Source organism: Rhodococcus sp. DK176 (assembly GCF_038447315.2).
GTDB lineage: Bacteria > Actinomycetota > Actinomycetes > Mycobacteriales > Mycobacteriaceae > Rhodococcus_F > Rhodococcus_F jostii_A.
Genome location: NZ_CP118321.2, coordinates 3,933,048 through 3,949,542, shown reverse-complemented (window position 1 = coordinate 3,949,542; position 16,495 = coordinate 3,933,048). Strand labels below are relative to the sequence as shown.

Genomic DNA, 16,495 nt, shown 5'->3' with positions numbered 1-16,495 from the left:
GGTAGGCACGGTTGTTCGCCACGGTCGGGCCGTGACCACAGCACTGCAGTCTTTCACAGAGCGGCGATGCATAACCGTATGCCCTCGAGGACGAAGTTGAAAGCGGAACCGTCGCGTCCTCGAGTCGACGACCGAGGCCTGTGAACCGACGCTGTCCCCAACCCTGTTTTCAAAGAGGTTTTTATAAGAATTAATGAGAAGTACTATTAGGTCCTGTGGAATCTGTGGACGAAGGCGTGTAGCCGCTGGTCCGTCCGCGTCGTCGTATGGGGAATTCTCGAGGACAAACTCGAGGACCAATCCGGCACCCATGTGGACTACTCGAGGTTGTTCAAAGTTCTGCACGTTCTGTCCACAGAGATTCCACCTCATCCCCACACTTATCCACAGGTGTGCATGCTTTATCCCAGGTCCCGGCGTCGGCGTGTTGCACCGGCGTGTCGTATCGGCGGGGGTTCGCACGAGCCTCGAGTAGACCCTCGAGCGGTACCTCGAGGACCCGCTCGAGCCAACCCTCGAGGACCGGCTCGAGGAGCCCCTCGAGTTGCCGCGGCCCTGCAGTTCCCCCGAAACGACCTGTGCCCCCGGTAGGCGAGCTACCAGGGGCACAGGAGTGGCGGGACGGCGACTACCTCTTGGAACGCTGTTTGATCCGGGCGGTCAGCTCCTGGACCTGGTCGTAGACCTTCCGCCGCTCCGTCATCTCCTTGCGAATCTTCTTGTCCGCGTACATCACGGTGGTGTGGTCGCGGCCGAAGGTCTGCCCGATCTTCGGCAGGGACAGATCGGTGAGTTCGCGGCACAGGTACATGGAGATCTGGCGGGCGGACGCCAGCGGACGGGCCTTACCGGGGCCACAGAGGTCGTCGATGGACATGTTGAAGTACTCCGCGGTGACCGCCATGATCGTCGCCGCATTGATCTCGAGACTCGACGAATCCGGCATCAGGTCGCGCAGCACCACCTCGGCGAGCGTGAGGTCCAGGGGTTGCCTGTTCAGGGATGCGAACGCCGTCACACGAATGAGGGCACCCTCGAGTTCCCGGATGTTGCGTTCGATCCGGGAGGCGATCAACTCGAGGACGTCGTCGGGCACCTCGAGGCGGTCCATTCGGGCCTTCTTGCTGAGGATCGCGATGCGGGTCTCGAGTTCGGGTGGCTGAACGTCGGTGATCAGGCCCCATTCGAACCTGGTACGCAGTCGTTCCTCGAGTGTCGCCAGCTGCTTCGGCGGCCGGTCGGACGAGACGACGATCTGCTTGTTTGCGTTGTGCAGGGTGTTGAAGGTGTGGAAGAACTCCTCCTGGATACCTTCCTTGCCCTCGATGAACTGGATGTCGTCGACCAGCAGCACGTCGGTCTCGCGGTAGCGGCGCTTGAACGCCACCTTGCGGTCGTCGCGGAGGCTGTTGATGAAGTCGTTGGTGAACTCCTCGGTGGAGACGTACTTCACCCGCATCCCCGGGAACAGCCGCTGGGCGTAGTGGCCGGCGGCGTGCAGGAGATGCGTCTTGCCGAGGCCGGACGCTCCCCACACGAACAACGGGTTGTACGCGCGTGCCGGCGCCTCGGCGATGGCGACCGCCGCGGCGTGGGCGAACCGGTTGGACGAGCCGATCACGAACGTGTCGAACGTGTACTTCGCGTTGAGGCTGTTCCCCCCGGTCGCCGACGGTGCCGGGCCGGACGGGGGCTTCGTGAAGTACGACGGCCAGGATTCGTGGACGCTGGCGAGGGCCTCGCGGTCGTCGTCGACTTCCTCGAAGTCCGTCGTGTCGGAGTAGGGCTGATCCTCTCCGGAACCGAACCGGCGCCTGCGGAACGACCCGGAACTGGTGACGGAGGGCTCGAGGTGGCGAGGCGTGTGGAGAGGTTCCGGCTCGGGCCGGTGGTCCCGGCTCGGCGGATCGGATTCGGGTTCGTCGTCGACCGGGGCCGCGATACGCACACCGAGGCCTTCGACCTGCTCACCGAGATGCCGGCCGAGGGCGTGGAGGATCGGTTCACGGAGATCCCGCTCGATCGCCTCCTGCGCGAAGGGCGACGGAACGGACAGGAGCGCGAAGCCCTGTGCGAGCGTCAGCGGTTTGACGAGCGCCAACCACGCCTTCTGTCCCCTCGTCAACGGCGGCAGATCGCCGCCGGGCGAATCGGAAGTGAGGTCTGCGACGACGTCGATCCAGATCCGTGCGAGCGCATTCGGATCGTCGTTCACGTGGTTCCTCCCCAGTGTGTTCGCGGATTCGGCGCCAGCGGTGCCGAGTCGAGTGTCGGTGCCGTCGTCGAGGTGGAATCGGTAGCTTCCCCGACCTGAGGATGGACCCCGTACGGACCTACGAATATGCCATCTGAACTGTGTTTCCACACAATTATCCACAGATGTGGACAAAGTGCAGACGCCTCCTGTCGAGACGCCGTTGTATGGCGAGGAGTCCAGATCCAGCGCGCTGACCTGCGCTTATGCATGCGAAGCCTGGATGAGCGGGTTCACGGACCCGGGAAGTGAAGGGTGTCAACAACCCTCGTGGCGATCCGAAGCGGCACACCATCTGTGCCCTGTGGATGAATTGTGGTGAATATGCAGATGAGAACGGTGAAGTCGAGAGCTGGGCACTCGATCAGGGTTCATCGGCGAGACCATGCATAGACGCTAGCAACAGTGTCGGCAACCTCACAGCGGTTTGGCACATTGGAAGTTGGGGTGCAAGCATTTGTCGATCCTCGGCGTGTCGGTCAACCGATTCGCGGGGGAATCGCAGGTGAGCGAGTTTGACCTGACCGTGAGTGGTAAGTACTCTCGAACAGTCACCCTGTGGTGAGGTGGCGGTTTCGTGCTGGCTCGAGTCCAGTTTCGGAGTCGTTCCATCCCCACCCTGTGGATGAACACCTGAGTTTTCGCCAATGTTAGATCCATGACGCCGGGAGGCGTCGATGAACTTCGAGGAGTGTTGACCGTGGCCAAGGGCAAGCGGACGTTCCAGCCGAACAACCGACGCCGCGCGCGCGTTCACGGCTTCCGTCTTCGTATGCGGACCCGTGCGGGTCGTGCAATCGTTTCGGCGCGTCGCCGTAAGGGCCGCGAATCTCTCACCGCCTGATCCCGACACTGGGTTCGGGAGCTCGGGGTGTTGCCTGAGCCGCACCGATTGCGTCGTCATTCAGATTTTTCGATGACTGTGCGACGTGGTCGTCGGATGGGAAGACGCGACCTGGTTGTGCACGCATTCGACCGTGCGCAGGCAGATGAGCTGGTGAGTAGCGGCGGTCCGCGATTCGGACTGGTTGTGAGTAAGGCTGTCGGGCCGGCGGTGATTCGACATCGAGTCGCACGCCGGCTTCGTCATATCTGCATCGACCTCGTGGACGTGGTTCCACGGGGCACCGATGTGGTGATTCGGGCTCTTCCGGGAGCTGCGACTGCAAGTAGCCGGGACCTGGAGAAGCAACTCCGTGCAGGTCTCCTTCGATTGGACCTTCTTGCGCCCGTGAGTACCTCCGCATGAAAAGCGCACTCCACGAGTCGCGCGCCGATACGGCCGAGGCCACCTCCTCGGCCTCTTCCGCGTGGAAGTCGGTCCGTGCGTTGCCGGCGCGCACTCTCATTTTCTTCATCGAGCTCTACCGGACGTATGTGTCGCCCCTGAGGATGCCGACCTGCCGGTTCATGCCGACCTGTAGCGAGTACGCGGTGGAATCCCTGCGTACCCACGGGGTGATCAAAGGCCTTTTTTTGACGGTGGTTCGGTTGGCGAAGTGTGCCCCCTGGCACCCTGGTGGGTGGGACCCGGTCCCTGCCCGTCGCGACCGTCATGCGGGTGGCCGTCGTTGCTGTCCGGCGAACGTGGACGAACAGAGGAGTACATAGAGCCGTGCTCGACTTCATTTACTATCCGGTGTCCGGGATCCTGTGGGTCTGGCACAAGGTTTTCGGTGCTATTCCCTTCCTGGGCCCGGACAGCGGTATCACCTGGGCGCTCTCCGTCGTGTTCCTCGTGTTCACGCTGCGTGCCGTGCTGTACAAGCCGTTCGTCAAGCAGGTTCGTACGACGCGCCAGATGCAGGAACTTCAGCCGCAGATCAAGGCCCTGCAGAAGAAGTACTCCGGCGACCGCCAGCGTCAGGCCGTCGAGATGCAGAAGCTCCAGAAGGAGCACGGGTTCAACCCCATCATGGGCTGCCTCCCGGTTCTCGCGCAGGCGCCGGTCTTCATTGGCCTGTTTCACGTGCTGCGCTCCTTCAACCGCACCGGCACCGGTATCGGGCAGCTCGGCATGTCGGTCGAGGCGAACGCGAACACTCCGAACTACTTCTTCAGCGTGGAGGACGTGCAGTCCTTCCTGAGTGCCCGACTGTTCGGCGCTCCCATCTCGGCCTGGATCACCATGCCGAAGGCGCAGCTCGACGCGTTCGCTGCGTACGGCCCGATCCCCACCGTGCTGAACATCGCGGTCGTCGCGGTTCCGCTGATGATCATCGCCAGCATCGCGACTCACTTCAACTCACGTGCCTCCGTTGCGCGGCAGAGCCCCGAGGCCGCCGCCAACCCGCAGTCCGCGATCATGAACAAGCTCGCGCTGTGGATCTTCCCGCTCGGTGTGCTCGTCGGTGGTCCGTTCCTCCCCATCGCGATCCTCCTGTACTGGGTGAGTAACAACATCTGGACGTACGGGCAGCAGCACATCGTCTTCCGTCGCATCGACCAAGAAGAGGAAGAGAAGAAGCAGGCTGCCATCGCACGCCGGGCGGACAACGCTCCGAAGCCTGGTGCACGTCCCGATCTCACCAAGAAAAAGAAGAAGTCCGCGACCGCAACGGACGGTTCTTCCTCGGCGGACGAACCGGAGATCGTCGAGGGCGTCGTCGAAGACAGCGCCTCCGATCAGGTGAGTGGTGACGGTTCGGCTGCCGGAACGTCGAAGCCGAAGCCCGGTGCCCGCCCCCAGTCCAACCGCGGAAAGTCCCCCAAGCGCAAGCGGCGCTGATTCAGAAAAGAGAACAAGCATGGCTAGTGAGCCTGACATCGCAGTGGACGGAGATGAGACAGACGTGACTGCAACGACGCAGAACCCGGACACCGAGGTGGATTCCGATTCTGACGACTACCTGATCGAGGAAGGGGAAATCGCCGGCGACTACCTGGAGCAGCTGCTCGACGTACTCGACTTCGACGGCGATATCGACCTGGACGTCGAGGGTGACCGTGCTGTTGTCAGCATCGACGGTGGAGACGATCTCACCAAGTTGGTCGGGCGCAAGGGTGAGGTGTTGGACGCACTCCAGGAACTGACTCGCCTCGCCGTGCAGCAGGCGACGGGCGAACGTAGTCGCCTGATGCTCGACATCGCCGGATGGCGTGCCGGCCGTCGCGCCGAACTGACCGAGCTGGGTTCCTCGGCTGCCCGCCGCGTACTCGAGAGCGGTGAACGCGAGGAGCTCGCTCCGATGACACCGTTCGAGCGCAAGATCGTTCACGACGCAGTCGCGAAGGTCGATGGGGTTTCGAGCGAGAGCGAAGGCGCCGAGCCTTCACGTCGCGTGGTCGTCATCAAGGACTGATCCACACAAGCATCACCAAGGCGGGGCTCCCGGATTCATCTCCGGGAGCCCCGCCTTCTCGCTATCCGTAGTTGCGATCCGTCACTTTGGCTTCGTTTCGTTTCACGTGAAACACGAACCCCTCCCCTCCCCCACCGAAAGGTCGGGTGTCCGCGGCGAGATTTCGTGCGCCACCGTCGCGTGACTGCGCTGTCTCAGGACTTCGTGGACAGTGCGGGCGGGTCACTGCGCCACCGGTCCGCCGACTTCGCCCCGATCGTGCCGCGACAGGGGTGGGTCAGTTCAGCCTCCGTCGTCAGTCGAGCGGCTGCACGCACATGCCAGCGAGGCGTCGGCGAGGCGGTGTGAATTGTCCATCGCCACGATTACGGCTGCGTTCTGTCCGGCGGGCAGCATGCCGATGTCGTCGACGACCACAAGCTCGCAGGAGCAGAAGTTCGCCAGCGTCCGGGCGGCGGGTCCGACTGCCTTCAGCACCCGCAGCTGAGTCTCGATCGCGGCGTGCGCGCGAGCGTGTCGACGAGATGACTCTTCCCTGCCTCGGACTTCCCGGAGGCGGCCGACTTTCCCGGCGATGCGCCCCATCGAGCAGCGGCGGGAAGCGGAAATTGCTGACGATGTCCCCCGCAAAGTAGGTGGGGTCGCCGGCATCGTCTGGAACTCTTCAACAACCCTCGGCGGCCCAGGCCGAGCGGACTCGAGCCAGGATGTATGGAGACGGGTCAAGATTGGGATGCCGTGCCTCGCTCAGTTTTCAGGGGCCGCCCTCACGTGAATCCGTCGGGGCCCTTGTGACGAAGCGATCGGGTAACCCTCCTGCCGCGACTACTGCTGGGATCGTGGAGAGGGTGCTGGATCCATCGAAGCTCTGTTCCGCTCGTCAGGCGATGGTGAGCGGAACGATCCGCAAGCGTCCGCGAAGTCCTGAGACATACCACTCACGTGTCAGTGGTTCGGTGCGATGAGTTTCAACGCTTCTCGAAGTCCACATGATTGAAGCGACCGAAGCGGTGCCGTCGACTTGATGGAGTGAATGATGAGCGAGGACGAACGACAGATCCGGAATCTGATCGACCGTTGGGTGGAGGCTGTGCATAGCGGCGTCATGGCCGGGGTTCTCGCGGACCACTCCGACGACATCGTGATGTTCGACGTGCCGCCGCCATACGAGGGCGCTCGCGGAATTGATGCGTATCGCGAGACATGGCCGCCGTTCTTCGAATGGCAGTCGCAGGGTGCCAGGTTCGAGATGGTGTCATTGGACGTGACTGCCGGCGAGGATGTTGCGTTCGCCCATGCGCTCCTCCGCTGTGGAATGGAAGCGGAGCTCGCCGGCAATCCGGAAAACCGGCTCCGCCTCAACAGTGGGGTTGCGGAAGGTAGATGGTCGTTGGCTCGTCGCTCACGAGCACCACTCGTTCCCGGACACCACGGTCTGACCTATCGCGTATGTGGAGGCCGCAGGCCGCTCATTTCGGACGTTTTTGAATGAATTTAGGTTGTAGTTTCACCCACCCAACCACACCCGGGAGTTTCGTCACTGTGATGATTGAGAACTCGGGCTTCATCGGAGTGAAGTTGTCGAGAGGTAGCGTCGAGTAGGCGTCGATGGCTGCGCCTCGTTAGGAGGTCGGCCATTCGCTGGACCGCTGGCTCCGCCGACTTGGGACGTCGGCCGGGTGACGTGCGGGCGTGTCGGTTCTGTTCCACGTGAAACACAGGACAGTTGTTCCACGTGAAACTGCCCGCGCCGAATGCGATCAGACGGACCACCGTCCCGGGCGCGCACCGGCGCAGAACAAACTCGGGCCGGGACTACGACGGGCCCCAGATCACCCTTTGCGATCCGTCGCCTGTTCCACGTGAAACATCCGCGCGTCGATCGCCCCGCTGTTGATCCGCAGAACCAGATGACGCGATGTGCGCGAGACGCATCCGAGGTCGTTCACCGGCGAGGCGACGCGGGACCGCCGAGTCGGCGGGTTGCCTCACCGACAGTGCACGAACTCAACCCCTCCCCTCCCCCACCGGAAGGGGTGCGGCTCGACACTGTTCCGGCGTTGCGCGTTCGAGTTAAGGGACATACTCGCAACGGAGGGCGGATAATAAAGAAACTGTGTTTGTTGATTTCGCGTTATTCGCGGGAGGATGTTTCACGTGGAACCGAATGGTGGAGAGCCGGCCGAATGGGACGAACAAGCGGCGGCACGCCAGGTGTTCGGTGAACGATTCGATATTGCGGAGCGCTACTACAAGTCGTTGGCGTCCGACGGGGTCGAGCGGGGATTGATCGGACCACGGGAGGTTCCGCGACTCTGGGAACGCCACCTCCTCAACTGTGCCGTCGTCGGTGAACTGATCGCCGAGGGTGAGTCCGTCGTTGATGTCGGAAGCGGTGCCGGGTTGCCCGGTATCCCGCTCGCGATCGCCCGACCTGATCTCCGGATCACATTGGTGGAGCCGCTGCTGCGACGGTCGGTGTACCTCGCCGAGTTCGTCGAGTCGAACGGTCTGGACGTGCTGGTGGTCCGTGGCCGGGCCGAGGAGTCGGGTGTGGTGAAGGAAGCCGGTGGCGCAGACGTCGTGACGTCCCGTGCTGTGGCACCGTTGGAGAAGTTGGCCAAGTGGTCGCTGCCGCTTATCCACGAGCATGGGAGAATGCTCGCATTGAAAGGTTCGAGCGCCGCCGAAGAGATTTCCCGTGATCGCGCTTCCCTGACTCGGTTGGGTGCTGGCAAGCTGGATATCGTGGAATGCGGAGTGGGCCTGCTTCCTGTCCCCACCGTTGTCGTTCGGGCAGAACGTGTACCGAAACGCCGTCAGCGTCGATGACGATGTGCACGGTGACTAGGGAGTGAATATGTCGAGTAACGAGCGATTCCCAATCGAAGGAGTAGTCAATGTCGGGTGGGCCTGAATCCGCCGTTTCACGTGAAACAGCTTCACGTGAAGCCGACCATCAATCCGGCCAGGCGACGAGCTCCGGGAACGGAGACGACGGATTCACGGCCCCCTACAACGGAATCTCCGTCGAGGAGACTCCGATCGGTGCCGCCGCGCACCGCGCAAGTCAGGTGCTGCACCCCCACTCGGTGAGTCTGCCGAAGCCGCCCGAACGGCGGATCCTCACGATCGCCAACCAGAAGGGCGGCGTCGGCAAGACGACCAGCGCGGTCAACCTCGCCTCCGCCCTCGCGGTCCAGGGACTTACCGTTCTGGTCATCGACCTCGACCCGCAGGGCAACGCCAGCACGGCGTTGGGAGTCGCCCACCACTCCGGTGTGCCGTCCAGCTATGAGCTTCTCCTCGGTGAGGTAACGGCAGCGGAGGCGATCCAGAAGAGCCCGCACAACGACCGGCTGTTCTGCATTCCGGCCACGATCGACCTCGCCGGTGCCGAGATCGAATTGGTCTCCATGGTCGCCCGCGAGGGTCGGCTCAAGGGCGCGCTCTCGGAGAAGGCGCTCGGCGAGGTGGACGCCGACTTCATTCTGATCGACTGCCCGCCCTCGCTCGGACTGCTCACGGTGAACGCCATGGTCGCGGCCAAGGAAGTCCTGATTCCGATCCAGTGCGAGTACTACGCCCTCGAGGGTGTGGGACAGCTGCTGCGGAACATCGAACTGGTGCAGGCACATCTCAACCCGGACCTCCACGTGTCGACGGTCCTTCTCACGATGTACGACGGGCGCACCAAGTTGGCCGACCAAGTGGCCGAAGAGGTCCGCACCCACTTCGGTGACGCCGTCCTCCGCGCCGTCATTCCCCGCAGCGTGAAGGTGTCCGAAGCTCCCGGGTACGGCATGACCGTGCTCGACTACGACCCCGGCTCGCGGGGCGCCATGAGTTACCTCGACGCGGGACGTGAACTCGCAGCACGCACCGCACACATCACGAAGCAGGAGCAGCGATGAGTCAGACGCGTAAGGGTGGACTTGGCCGTGGACTGGCTGCGCTCATTCCTACGGGACCGACGACGACGGGACCGGGGCTGGGCAACGCCGCCGCGGACGTCGTGATCGGCGCGGACCGGCGCACCGTACTGACCGCTCCCGCGACGAACGCGTCGGACTCTGCGACCGACGAGAAGACCGCTCCCGCGTCCACGGGAAACAATGGAAGCAGCAACGGCGCCGACGGCGAATCCGGAAACGGTGCTCAACCCCTCCCCTCCCCCACCGGGGCGGTGTACCGGGAGATCGCTCCAGACCTGATCGAGCGGAACCCCAAGCAGCCGCGTCAGGTGTTCGACGACGACGCACTCGCCGAGCTCGTCCACTCGATCCGCGAGTTCGGACTGATGCAGCCGATCGTGGTGCGTCCGCTCGACGACGGCAAGTTCCAGCTCGTCATGGGCGAGCGTCGGTGGCGTGCCAGCCAGGAAGCCGAGCTGGAGACGATCCCGGCGATCGTCCGCGAGACCGGCGACGACGCCATGCTTCGCGACGCGCTCCTGGAGAACATCCACCGCGTGCAGCTGAACCCGCTCGAAGAGGCTGCGGCGTATCAGCAGTTGCTCGAAGAGTTCGAGGTGACCCACGAGGAACTGGCGGCGAAGATCGGCCGCTCGCGTCCCGTCGTCACGAACATGATCCGACTGTTGAAATTGCCGATTCCCGTGCAACGACGCGTCGCGGCGGGTGTGCTGTCCGCCGGTCACGCTCGCGCCCTGTTGTCGCTCGAGGCCGGAGCCGACGCGCAAGAGGTGATGGCGGCACGCATCGTCGCGGAGGGCATGTCCGTTCGCGCGACAGAGGAGGCGGTGACGCTCGCCAACCGCAGCGACGACCAGGCGGCGCAGCCCGCCCAGCGCCGCAAGCCGATCCAGATGCCGGGCCTGCAGGACGTCGCCGAGCGGCTGTCGGATTCGTTCGACACGAGGGTCACGGTCAGCCTCGGCAAGCGCAAGGGCAAGATTGTGGTCGAGTTCGGTTCGGTGGACGATCTTCAGAGGATCGTTGGGATGATGGAGGCACAGAAGGCCGATTCATGAGCGCCTGAGAGAGGTAGCAGTACCCGCGGGTGATCCGTCACTGTGACAGTGGCCGCTGACGGACCGACTCCAGCAGAACTATCGGGGGCGAAAAACGTTGAATACCAGAGGATGTCGAATGATCTGCGGTAGTGACATATGGAGGCTGAGCTAGCCAGTGTCGACTCACGTCACATCGCTCACTCTCGACGGCTTGGACAAGCTCTCCGCCCACGCTCGTCGCTGTGTCTTCTGGGAAATGGATCCCGCGGCCATCCACAGTTCGCGCGGATTCTGCGACCAGGAGTTCGAGAAGGAAGCCTGGCTCTCCATGGTCATGCTCGAATGGGGATCGTGCGGTCAGGTTGCCGTCATGGATGGCAAGCCGGTCGGCAGCGCCCTCTACGCTCCCCCACGGACGGTGCCGCGCGCGCAGCTTCTCCCGACCGCTCCGGTCGGTGCCGACGCTGTCCTCCTCACCAGCCTTCGGCTCGAGCCGGCCGGGGAAGAACAGAATCTCGGAACCACCTTGATCCAAGCCGTGGTGGCCGATCTCGTGCGCCGCGGTGTTCGCGCGCTCGAGGCGTTCGGTATCCGCAACACCGACGGAACCGGGCCGATCGACACACACGGGATGGCGTCAGCCACAGCGGCGCGCGAGTGCTCCCCCGAGGAGTGCATGATCCCGGCCGATTTCCTCGAGGACAACGGCTTCGAAATCGTCGCGCCCCATCATCGGTTCCCGCGCCTACGGCTCGAGCTGAACCGGGATCACGGGTGGAAGGAAGACGTCGAGGCTGCCCTGGAGCGTCTGATCCACACCGCGACGGTGAGCATGGTCGACATCGGGGAGCGCACACCCGTCGGTGCGCACTGAGCGTTCGGGAACGAGACGTCAGGAACGTTCGGAGGAAGACAGCTCTTCGGCGAGCAACTCGGCGAACGTGAACGTTCCGGTCGGCTGATCGTCCTGACCGAGCAGGTACAGACGCTTCACGGAGATGAGGATCGCTTCGGCGATGGCGTCGCGGGCCCGGGGGTTGGAGAGCACCGCGGCGTCGAGGTCGTTGGTGAGGTAACCGAGGTCGATCTGCACGGTCGGCATGTTCGTCAGACGCAGCAGGTCCCAGGTGCGGCCGTGGGTCCGGCAATCCTGCAGGGGCGTGCGCGCCACGATCTCCCGCTGAATGAACCCGGTGAGGACCTGACCGATCATCGACGTCGAACCGTGCGAGTTGCCGAAGTGGAAGCTCGCGACACCGTTGGCGGACGGGCTCGTGTTGCCATCGCAGCGCAACGAGATCATCAGATCGGCATCGAAGGCGTTCGACGTGGACGCGCGTTCGATGTCCGTCGGATTGGCGTGGTGCGGGCGGGACAGGAACGTCTCCATGCCCGTCGCGGCCATGCGGCCCTCGAGGCGGCTGGCGAGATCCCACAGGATGTCGGACTCCGAGATCGTGCCGTACGCGGACCGGACGATGGTGCCGTAGGTGTCGCCGCCGAGGCCCGGGTCGATGACGATCCGCTTGCCGCTCAGCTGGGGTCCGGAGCTGCGAACCATTTCTTCTTCGCTCATCGCGTGCGGTGACCCACCGGTGACGCGGGTGCCGAGCAACTCGAGCGACCGCAGGGTGGCCGGACCGCAGATGCCGTCGGCGGCGATCCCGATCTCCCGCTGGAACGAGGACAGCGAATCGTGGGTCTGCGGGCCGAAGAAGCCGTCGACGCGACCGACATAGAAGCCGAGATCCTGCAGGCGGGTCTGCAGGGTGGCGACGTCATCGCCGTAGAGCGGTGCGGACAGCTGGTAGATCAGCGTGCGCGCGCCCAGGCGGTACGACGCCTCTTTCATGGACCGGTAGGTGGCAGGACCCACGATTCCGTCGACGAGAAGCCCACGCTGCTGCTGGAAGGCCCGTACGGCGCTGTCCAGGTGGTGATCGAACACGGCGTCGGGGGCGATCCAGTGCGAACCGTTGGTGCCCTCGCGACGGGTGTCGGCGACGCCGTTGTGCAGGAAACCGAGACCGGCCAGAGTGCCCCGAATCTCAGCGACGGCCGGACCATGGTCGCCGTGACGGAGTCGGTGCATGTTTCAGGGCCTCTCAGTCCGAATCAACGAGTACATACGAGTCTCGGTACAAACAAAACGATCGATGTGTTCCGGTCGGTCTAGCTGATGCGACTGGAGCACATCGATCGATTGTCTCAGAGATTCCCACAAAATCGGGAATCGCGCCGGGTGTTCGGGTGTCGATCAGAGAACGTCGGCGAGCTCTTTCAGCAGCGCAGCCTTGCCCTTGGTGCCGACAATCGTGTTGATCGGCTTGCCGTCCTTGAACAGGATCAGCGTGGGAATCGACATGACCTGGAAATCGCGCGCAGCGCCCGGGTTGGCGTCGATGTCGAGCTTCGCGATGGTCAGCTTCTCGCTGTGTTCACCGGCGATCTCCTCGAGGACGGGGGCGATCATCTTGCACGGGCCGCACCAGGTGGCCCAGAAGTCGACGAGGACAGGCTTGTCACTGGAAATGACGTCCTGCTGGAACGAATCATCGGTGATGGTGACGGTATTCGACACGGGGATTTCCCTTACTCGAGGTGGGTGTGTGTGGTGAGGTCAGGCGTCGACCGGTAAGCCCGCGGCGGCGACGGTGTTGGCGGTGATGTCGCCGCGCTCTGCCAGCCAGCGCTCGGCATCCATCGCCGCGGAGCAACCGGTGCCGGCGGCGGTGATCGCCTGCTGGTAGATGTGATCGACCAGGTCGCCGGCGGCGAAGACTCCGTCCACGGAGGTGGCGGTGGTCGGCGTCTTGACGAGCACATATCCGGCGTCGTCGAGGTCGACCTGTCCCTTGACGAGTTCGCTGCGCGGGTCGTGACCGATGGCGACGAACATGCCGGTGACGTCCAGCGTGGAGGTCTCACCGGTGACGGTGTCGCGGATCACGAGGCCGGTGACGCTGTTCTCGCCCAGCACCTCGACGGGCGCCGCGTTGGTGACGAACCGGATCTTCGCGTTCGCCTTGGCGCGCTCGAGCATGATGCGGGACGCACGGAACTCCTCGCGGCGGTGCACCACGGTGACGCTGCGCGCGAAGCGGGTGAGGAAGGTGGCCTCCTCCATGGCGGAGTCGCCGCCGCCGACGACGACGATGTCCTGATCCTTGAAGAAGAATCCGTCACACGTGGCGCAGGCGCTGACGCCGCGGCCAAGCAACTTCTCTTCACCCGGAATCCCCAGGTAACGGGCTGCGGCGCCCATTGCCAGCACCACCGCATGCGCCTGGTAGGTCTCGCCGTTGACGACGACCTTCTTGATCGGGCCGGTGAGGTCGAGTTCCTCGACGTCCTCGGTGCGGATGTCGGTGCCGAACCGCTTGGCCTGCTCGCGCATCTGGTCCATCAGGTCGGGTCCCATGATTCCCTCACGGAATCCGGGGAAGTTCTCGACCTCGGTGGTGGTCATGAGGGCGCCACCGAACTGGGTCCCCTCGAACTGCAACGGTTCGAGTTCCGCGCGCGCCGCGTAGACGGCAGCGGTGTATCCGGCAGGTCCCGAACCAACGATGATGAGTTCATGAACCGTCGATGGAGTGGTCATGCGGGCCTTCCAGTAGTGAGGGGGTGCTCAGTCGTATGGATCAACACAAGACTAAAGGGTGTTGTTCCCTGACTGCAGGTGATACCGGTCGCTCCCCTCGCGGGCGCCCTGATCAGCGCAGAGTCTCCCGGATGACGCAGCGGGTGCCCGTGTAGATGGTGGGCATGCATTTGTTGCAATGGATGCAGAGTCCCTCGGCCACGTGCCGGTCGCGGAACTTGTTGACGAGGTCCGGGTCGCGGAGCAGGGCGCGCGCCATCGCGACGAACTCGAACCCGTCGCCGAGTGCGTTCTCGATCGTGTCGAGTCTGTTGATGCCGCCGAGGAGGATGAGCGGCATCGACAGGGCTTCGCGGAACTGCCGTGCCATCGGGAGGAAGAACGCTTCCTCGAAGGGGTACGTCGGAAAGATGCGCGGCCCGTAGACCTTCAGGCCCCAGCCCACCAGCTTGGGCTGTGAGGCAACGAATTCCGCCATCGGAACCTCGCCGCGGAAGAAGTACATCCCGTTGAGCAACGAGCTGCCCCCGGTGAGCTGCAGCGCGTCGAGATGCCCGTCGGCTTCGAGGAGCTGCGCGATACGGAGACTGTCGTCGAGCCACAGCCCTTTCGGAACACCGTCTGTCATGTTGAATTTGGCCGTGACGGCCACCGAGTCGCCGACGGCGTGGCGCACTCTCTCGACCACCCGCCTGGGGAACGCCGCCCGCCGCTCCAGGCTGCCCCCGTACTCGTCGGTCCGCTTGTTGAGGTTGGGGCTCATGAACGAGCTGAGGAGGTAGTTGTGCCCCAGGTGGACCTCGATCGCGTCGAATCCTGCCTCGACGGCGTTGCGGGCCGTGTCCTCGAAGTCCCGAGTGACCTGGTCGAGTTCTACTCGGGTGGCCCCCTTCACCAGACCCATCGCGGGCGGGCTGAGGCGGGTGGACGGCGCGAGGGTCTTGGTGCGGTTGGACAGTGTGTTCGCGACCAGACCGGCATGACCGATCTGCGCCGCGACCAACCCGCCTTCGGCGTGAACGGCGTCGGTGAGCCGGCGCAGGTCGGGGACGCGGGCGCGGTCGAGCACGAGGGTGTTCGCGTGGACGCGTCCGCCGGGTGAGACGGCGCAGTACGCGACGGTCGTCAGTGCGGCGCCGCCGCGAGCGACCTCGGCGTGGAAGTCGACGAGCTGGTCGGTGATCCGGCCGCGCGGCATGACGCCCTCGAACGTGGCGGCCTTCACGATGCGGTTGCGCAGCGTCAGGGGACCCAGGCGGGCCGGCTCCCAGATGCCGGGGTGCGGTGGTGGAACGGTCATGGTGGTCCGCCTTCGAGGGTGGTGGTGGAAGGGCGTTCAGGTGAAGGTCGCGGCCAGCGCCGCGCGGGCGGGCCGCCAGGTGAGCTCCAGCTCGTCGCGGGTGCGCGAGTCGTCGGTCGGGGTCGCCGAGGTGAGCAACCAGGCGGCCTCGTAACTGAGCCCCGCGCTGAGAGGTGTGAACCTGCCGATCACGTCGGCGATCCGCCCGAGCGTGCGAAAGGTGCTGCCCGACAGCGGGATGCGCCGGAGTCGACGGCCCGACGAGTGTTCGAGGACGTCGATGAGCTGGTTGAACTCGACGAGTTCGCCGCCGCAGACGTATCGCCGGGGACCGCGGCCGGGGTGCATCGCGGCGGCGTGGACCGCGGCCACGTCGCGCACGTCGATCATCTGCATGCCGCCGTCGAATCGGGGTGCCACCCCGCCGCTGACGATCGCGCCCCAGCCCTGTTCGGTGACGCCCTTCGTGGATCCGAGCCCGGGACCCACGACGCTCGTCGGGTACGTGATGACCACGGGGGCGCCCGCGTCCTGGAGCGCGCGGGCGATGCGATCGGCGGCCGCTTTGGTGCGGCCGTACGCGCTGCGGCCCGACGCCGTCGGACTGTCCGGGCCGATGACGGCGTCGGGTGACGGAAACAGGGCACTGAAACTCGCGACATGGATGATCGGGTCGAGTCCGAGGAACGCCGCCCGGGTGAGGATCGCGGCGGTGGCCTGCGTGTTGATCTCCCACATCAGCTGCTCGCGTCGATCGTCGGTGCCCACTACCCCGGCGGCGTGGAGCAGTGCGTCGCAGCCGTCGAGGAGGCGTGCGACCACTTGGGCGTCGCGGATGTCGCCGACCACCTGCTCGATCCGCGCGGCGTCGTCCCCGGCTGCCGCGAGCACGGCGTCGGGAGATTCGGCGGGCAGCACCAGCAGCCGAACCGAGTGGCCGGCGGCGAGGAACGCCAGCGTGGTGTGGGCGCCGACGTATCCGGTGCCACCGGTGACCGCGATCTTCATGTGACCGTCCTGTTCGAATTACGGTGCCACTGGTCTCGTAATAGGTACGATA

16 protein-coding genes and 1 pseudogene are annotated in these 16,495 nt (G+C 64.5%); 10 read left to right on the top strand and 7 right to left on the bottom strand.

What is annotated here, in order from left to right; all coding sequences use genetic code 11:
- Positions 1-628: 628 nt before the first annotated feature.
- Positions 629-2,215 carry a chromosomal replication initiator protein DnaA gene (gene dnaA / locus PSR88_RS18605; protein WP_011596259.1) on the bottom strand — a complete coding sequence of 529 codons (1,587 nt, stop codon included), beginning with the start codon at positions 2,213-2,215 and terminating at the stop codon, positions 629-631.
- A 739-nt stretch (positions 2,216-2,954) separates the two neighbouring features.
- Between dnaA and rpmH the strand changes: the two genes are divergently transcribed.
- From rpmH to PSR88_RS18580, 5 genes are read left to right on the top strand one after another with little or no spacing between them, the layout of a single operon-like run.
- Positions 2,955-3,098: a 50S ribosomal protein L34 gene (gene rpmH, locus PSR88_RS18600; RefSeq protein ID WP_005263481.1), complete on the top strand. Its 144-nt coding sequence runs from the start codon at positions 2,955-2,957 to the stop codon at positions 3,096-3,098.
- Between the two features lie 27 nt (positions 3,099-3,125).
- Positions 3,126-3,503 carry a ribonuclease P protein component gene (gene rnpA / locus PSR88_RS18595; RefSeq protein WP_011596258.1) on the top strand — a complete coding sequence of 126 codons (378 nt, stop codon included), beginning with the start codon at positions 3,126-3,128 and terminating at the stop codon, positions 3,501-3,503.
- A complete protein-coding gene (yidD, locus tag PSR88_RS18590) occupies positions 3,500-3,865 on the top strand; it encodes a membrane protein insertion efficiency factor YidD (RefSeq protein WP_011596257.1) in 366 nt (121 codons plus the stop codon). The genes rnpA and yidD overlap by 4 nt, the downstream gene beginning before the upstream one ends.
- A 4-nt stretch (positions 3,866-3,869) precedes the next feature.
- On the top strand, positions 3,870-4,982 hold the full coding sequence (yidC, locus tag PSR88_RS18585) for a membrane protein insertase YidC (RefSeq protein WP_016884715.1): 1,113 nt from the start codon (positions 3,870-3,872) through the stop codon (positions 4,980-4,982).
- 19 nt (positions 4,983-5,001) lie between these two features.
- Positions 5,002-5,556, top strand: coding sequence for a protein jag (locus PSR88_RS18580; RefSeq protein ID WP_005249113.1), 555 nt, complete (start codon positions 5,002-5,004; stop codon positions 5,554-5,556).
- Between the two features lie 282 nt (positions 5,557-5,838).
- Here PSR88_RS18580 and PSR88_RS18575 read toward each other — a convergent pair whose 3' ends face one another.
- Positions 5,839-6,033: a hypothetical protein gene (locus PSR88_RS18575; protein WP_016884716.1), complete on the bottom strand. Its 195-nt coding sequence runs from the start codon at positions 6,031-6,033 to the stop codon at positions 5,839-5,841.
- Positions 6,034-6,589: 556 nt separating this feature from the next.
- Here PSR88_RS18575 and PSR88_RS18570 point away from each other — a divergent pair.
- From PSR88_RS18570 to PSR88_RS18550, 5 genes and pseudogenes are all read left to right on the top strand, one after another.
- A pseudogene (locus PSR88_RS18570) lies at positions 6,590-6,995 on the top strand (nuclear transport factor 2 family protein).
- 709 nt (positions 6,996-7,704) lie between these two features.
- Positions 7,705-8,388 (top strand): 16S rRNA (guanine(527)-N(7))-methyltransferase RsmG, encoded by a 684-nt coding sequence (gene rsmG, locus PSR88_RS18565; protein ID WP_029539744.1) that lies wholly within the window; start codon positions 7,705-7,707, stop codon positions 8,386-8,388.
- Between the two features lie 68 nt (positions 8,389-8,456).
- A complete protein-coding gene (locus tag PSR88_RS18560; protein WP_011596250.1) occupies positions 8,457-9,470 on the top strand; it encodes a ParA family protein in 1,014 nt (337 codons plus the stop codon).
- Positions 9,467-10,549, top strand: coding sequence for a ParB/RepB/Spo0J family partition protein (locus PSR88_RS18555; protein WP_011596249.1), 1,083 nt, complete (start codon positions 9,467-9,469; stop codon positions 10,547-10,549). The genes PSR88_RS18560 and PSR88_RS18555 overlap by 4 nt, the downstream gene beginning before the upstream one ends.
- A 157-nt stretch (positions 10,550-10,706) precedes the next feature.
- Complete coding sequence (locus PSR88_RS18550; protein ID WP_005560833.1) at positions 10,707-11,405, top strand: hypothetical protein; 699 nt, start codon at positions 10,707-10,709, stop codon at positions 11,403-11,405.
- A gap of 18 nt (positions 11,406-11,423) precedes the next feature.
- Here PSR88_RS18550 and PSR88_RS18545 read toward each other — a convergent pair whose 3' ends face one another.
- From PSR88_RS18545 to PSR88_RS18525, 5 genes are all read right to left on the bottom strand, one after another.
- Positions 11,424-12,623, bottom strand: coding sequence for an N-acetylmuramoyl-L-alanine amidase (locus PSR88_RS18545; protein WP_009476734.1), 1,200 nt, complete (start codon positions 12,621-12,623; stop codon positions 11,424-11,426).
- 165 nt (positions 12,624-12,788) lie between these two features.
- A complete protein-coding gene (gene trxA / locus PSR88_RS18540) occupies positions 12,789-13,112 on the bottom strand; it encodes a thioredoxin (RefSeq protein ID WP_009476733.1) in 324 nt (107 codons plus the stop codon).
- 39 nt (positions 13,113-13,151) lie between these two features.
- Positions 13,152-14,135 carry a thioredoxin-disulfide reductase gene (gene trxB / locus PSR88_RS18535; protein ID WP_009476732.1) on the bottom strand — a complete coding sequence of 328 codons (984 nt, stop codon included), beginning with the start codon at positions 14,133-14,135 and terminating at the stop codon, positions 13,152-13,154.
- A 112-nt stretch (positions 14,136-14,247) separates the two neighbouring features.
- Positions 14,248-15,435 carry a 4,4'-dithiodibutanoate disulfide reductase gene (nox, locus tag PSR88_RS18530; RefSeq protein ID WP_009476731.1) on the bottom strand — a complete coding sequence of 396 codons (1,188 nt, stop codon included), beginning with the start codon at positions 15,433-15,435 and terminating at the stop codon, positions 14,248-14,250.
- Positions 15,436-15,471: 36 nt separating this feature from the next.
- Positions 15,472-16,443 carry an NAD-dependent epimerase/dehydratase family protein gene (locus PSR88_RS18525; RefSeq protein ID WP_016884719.1) on the bottom strand — a complete coding sequence of 324 codons (972 nt, stop codon included), beginning with the start codon at positions 16,441-16,443 and terminating at the stop codon, positions 15,472-15,474.
- Positions 16,444-16,495 lie beyond the last annotated feature (52 nt).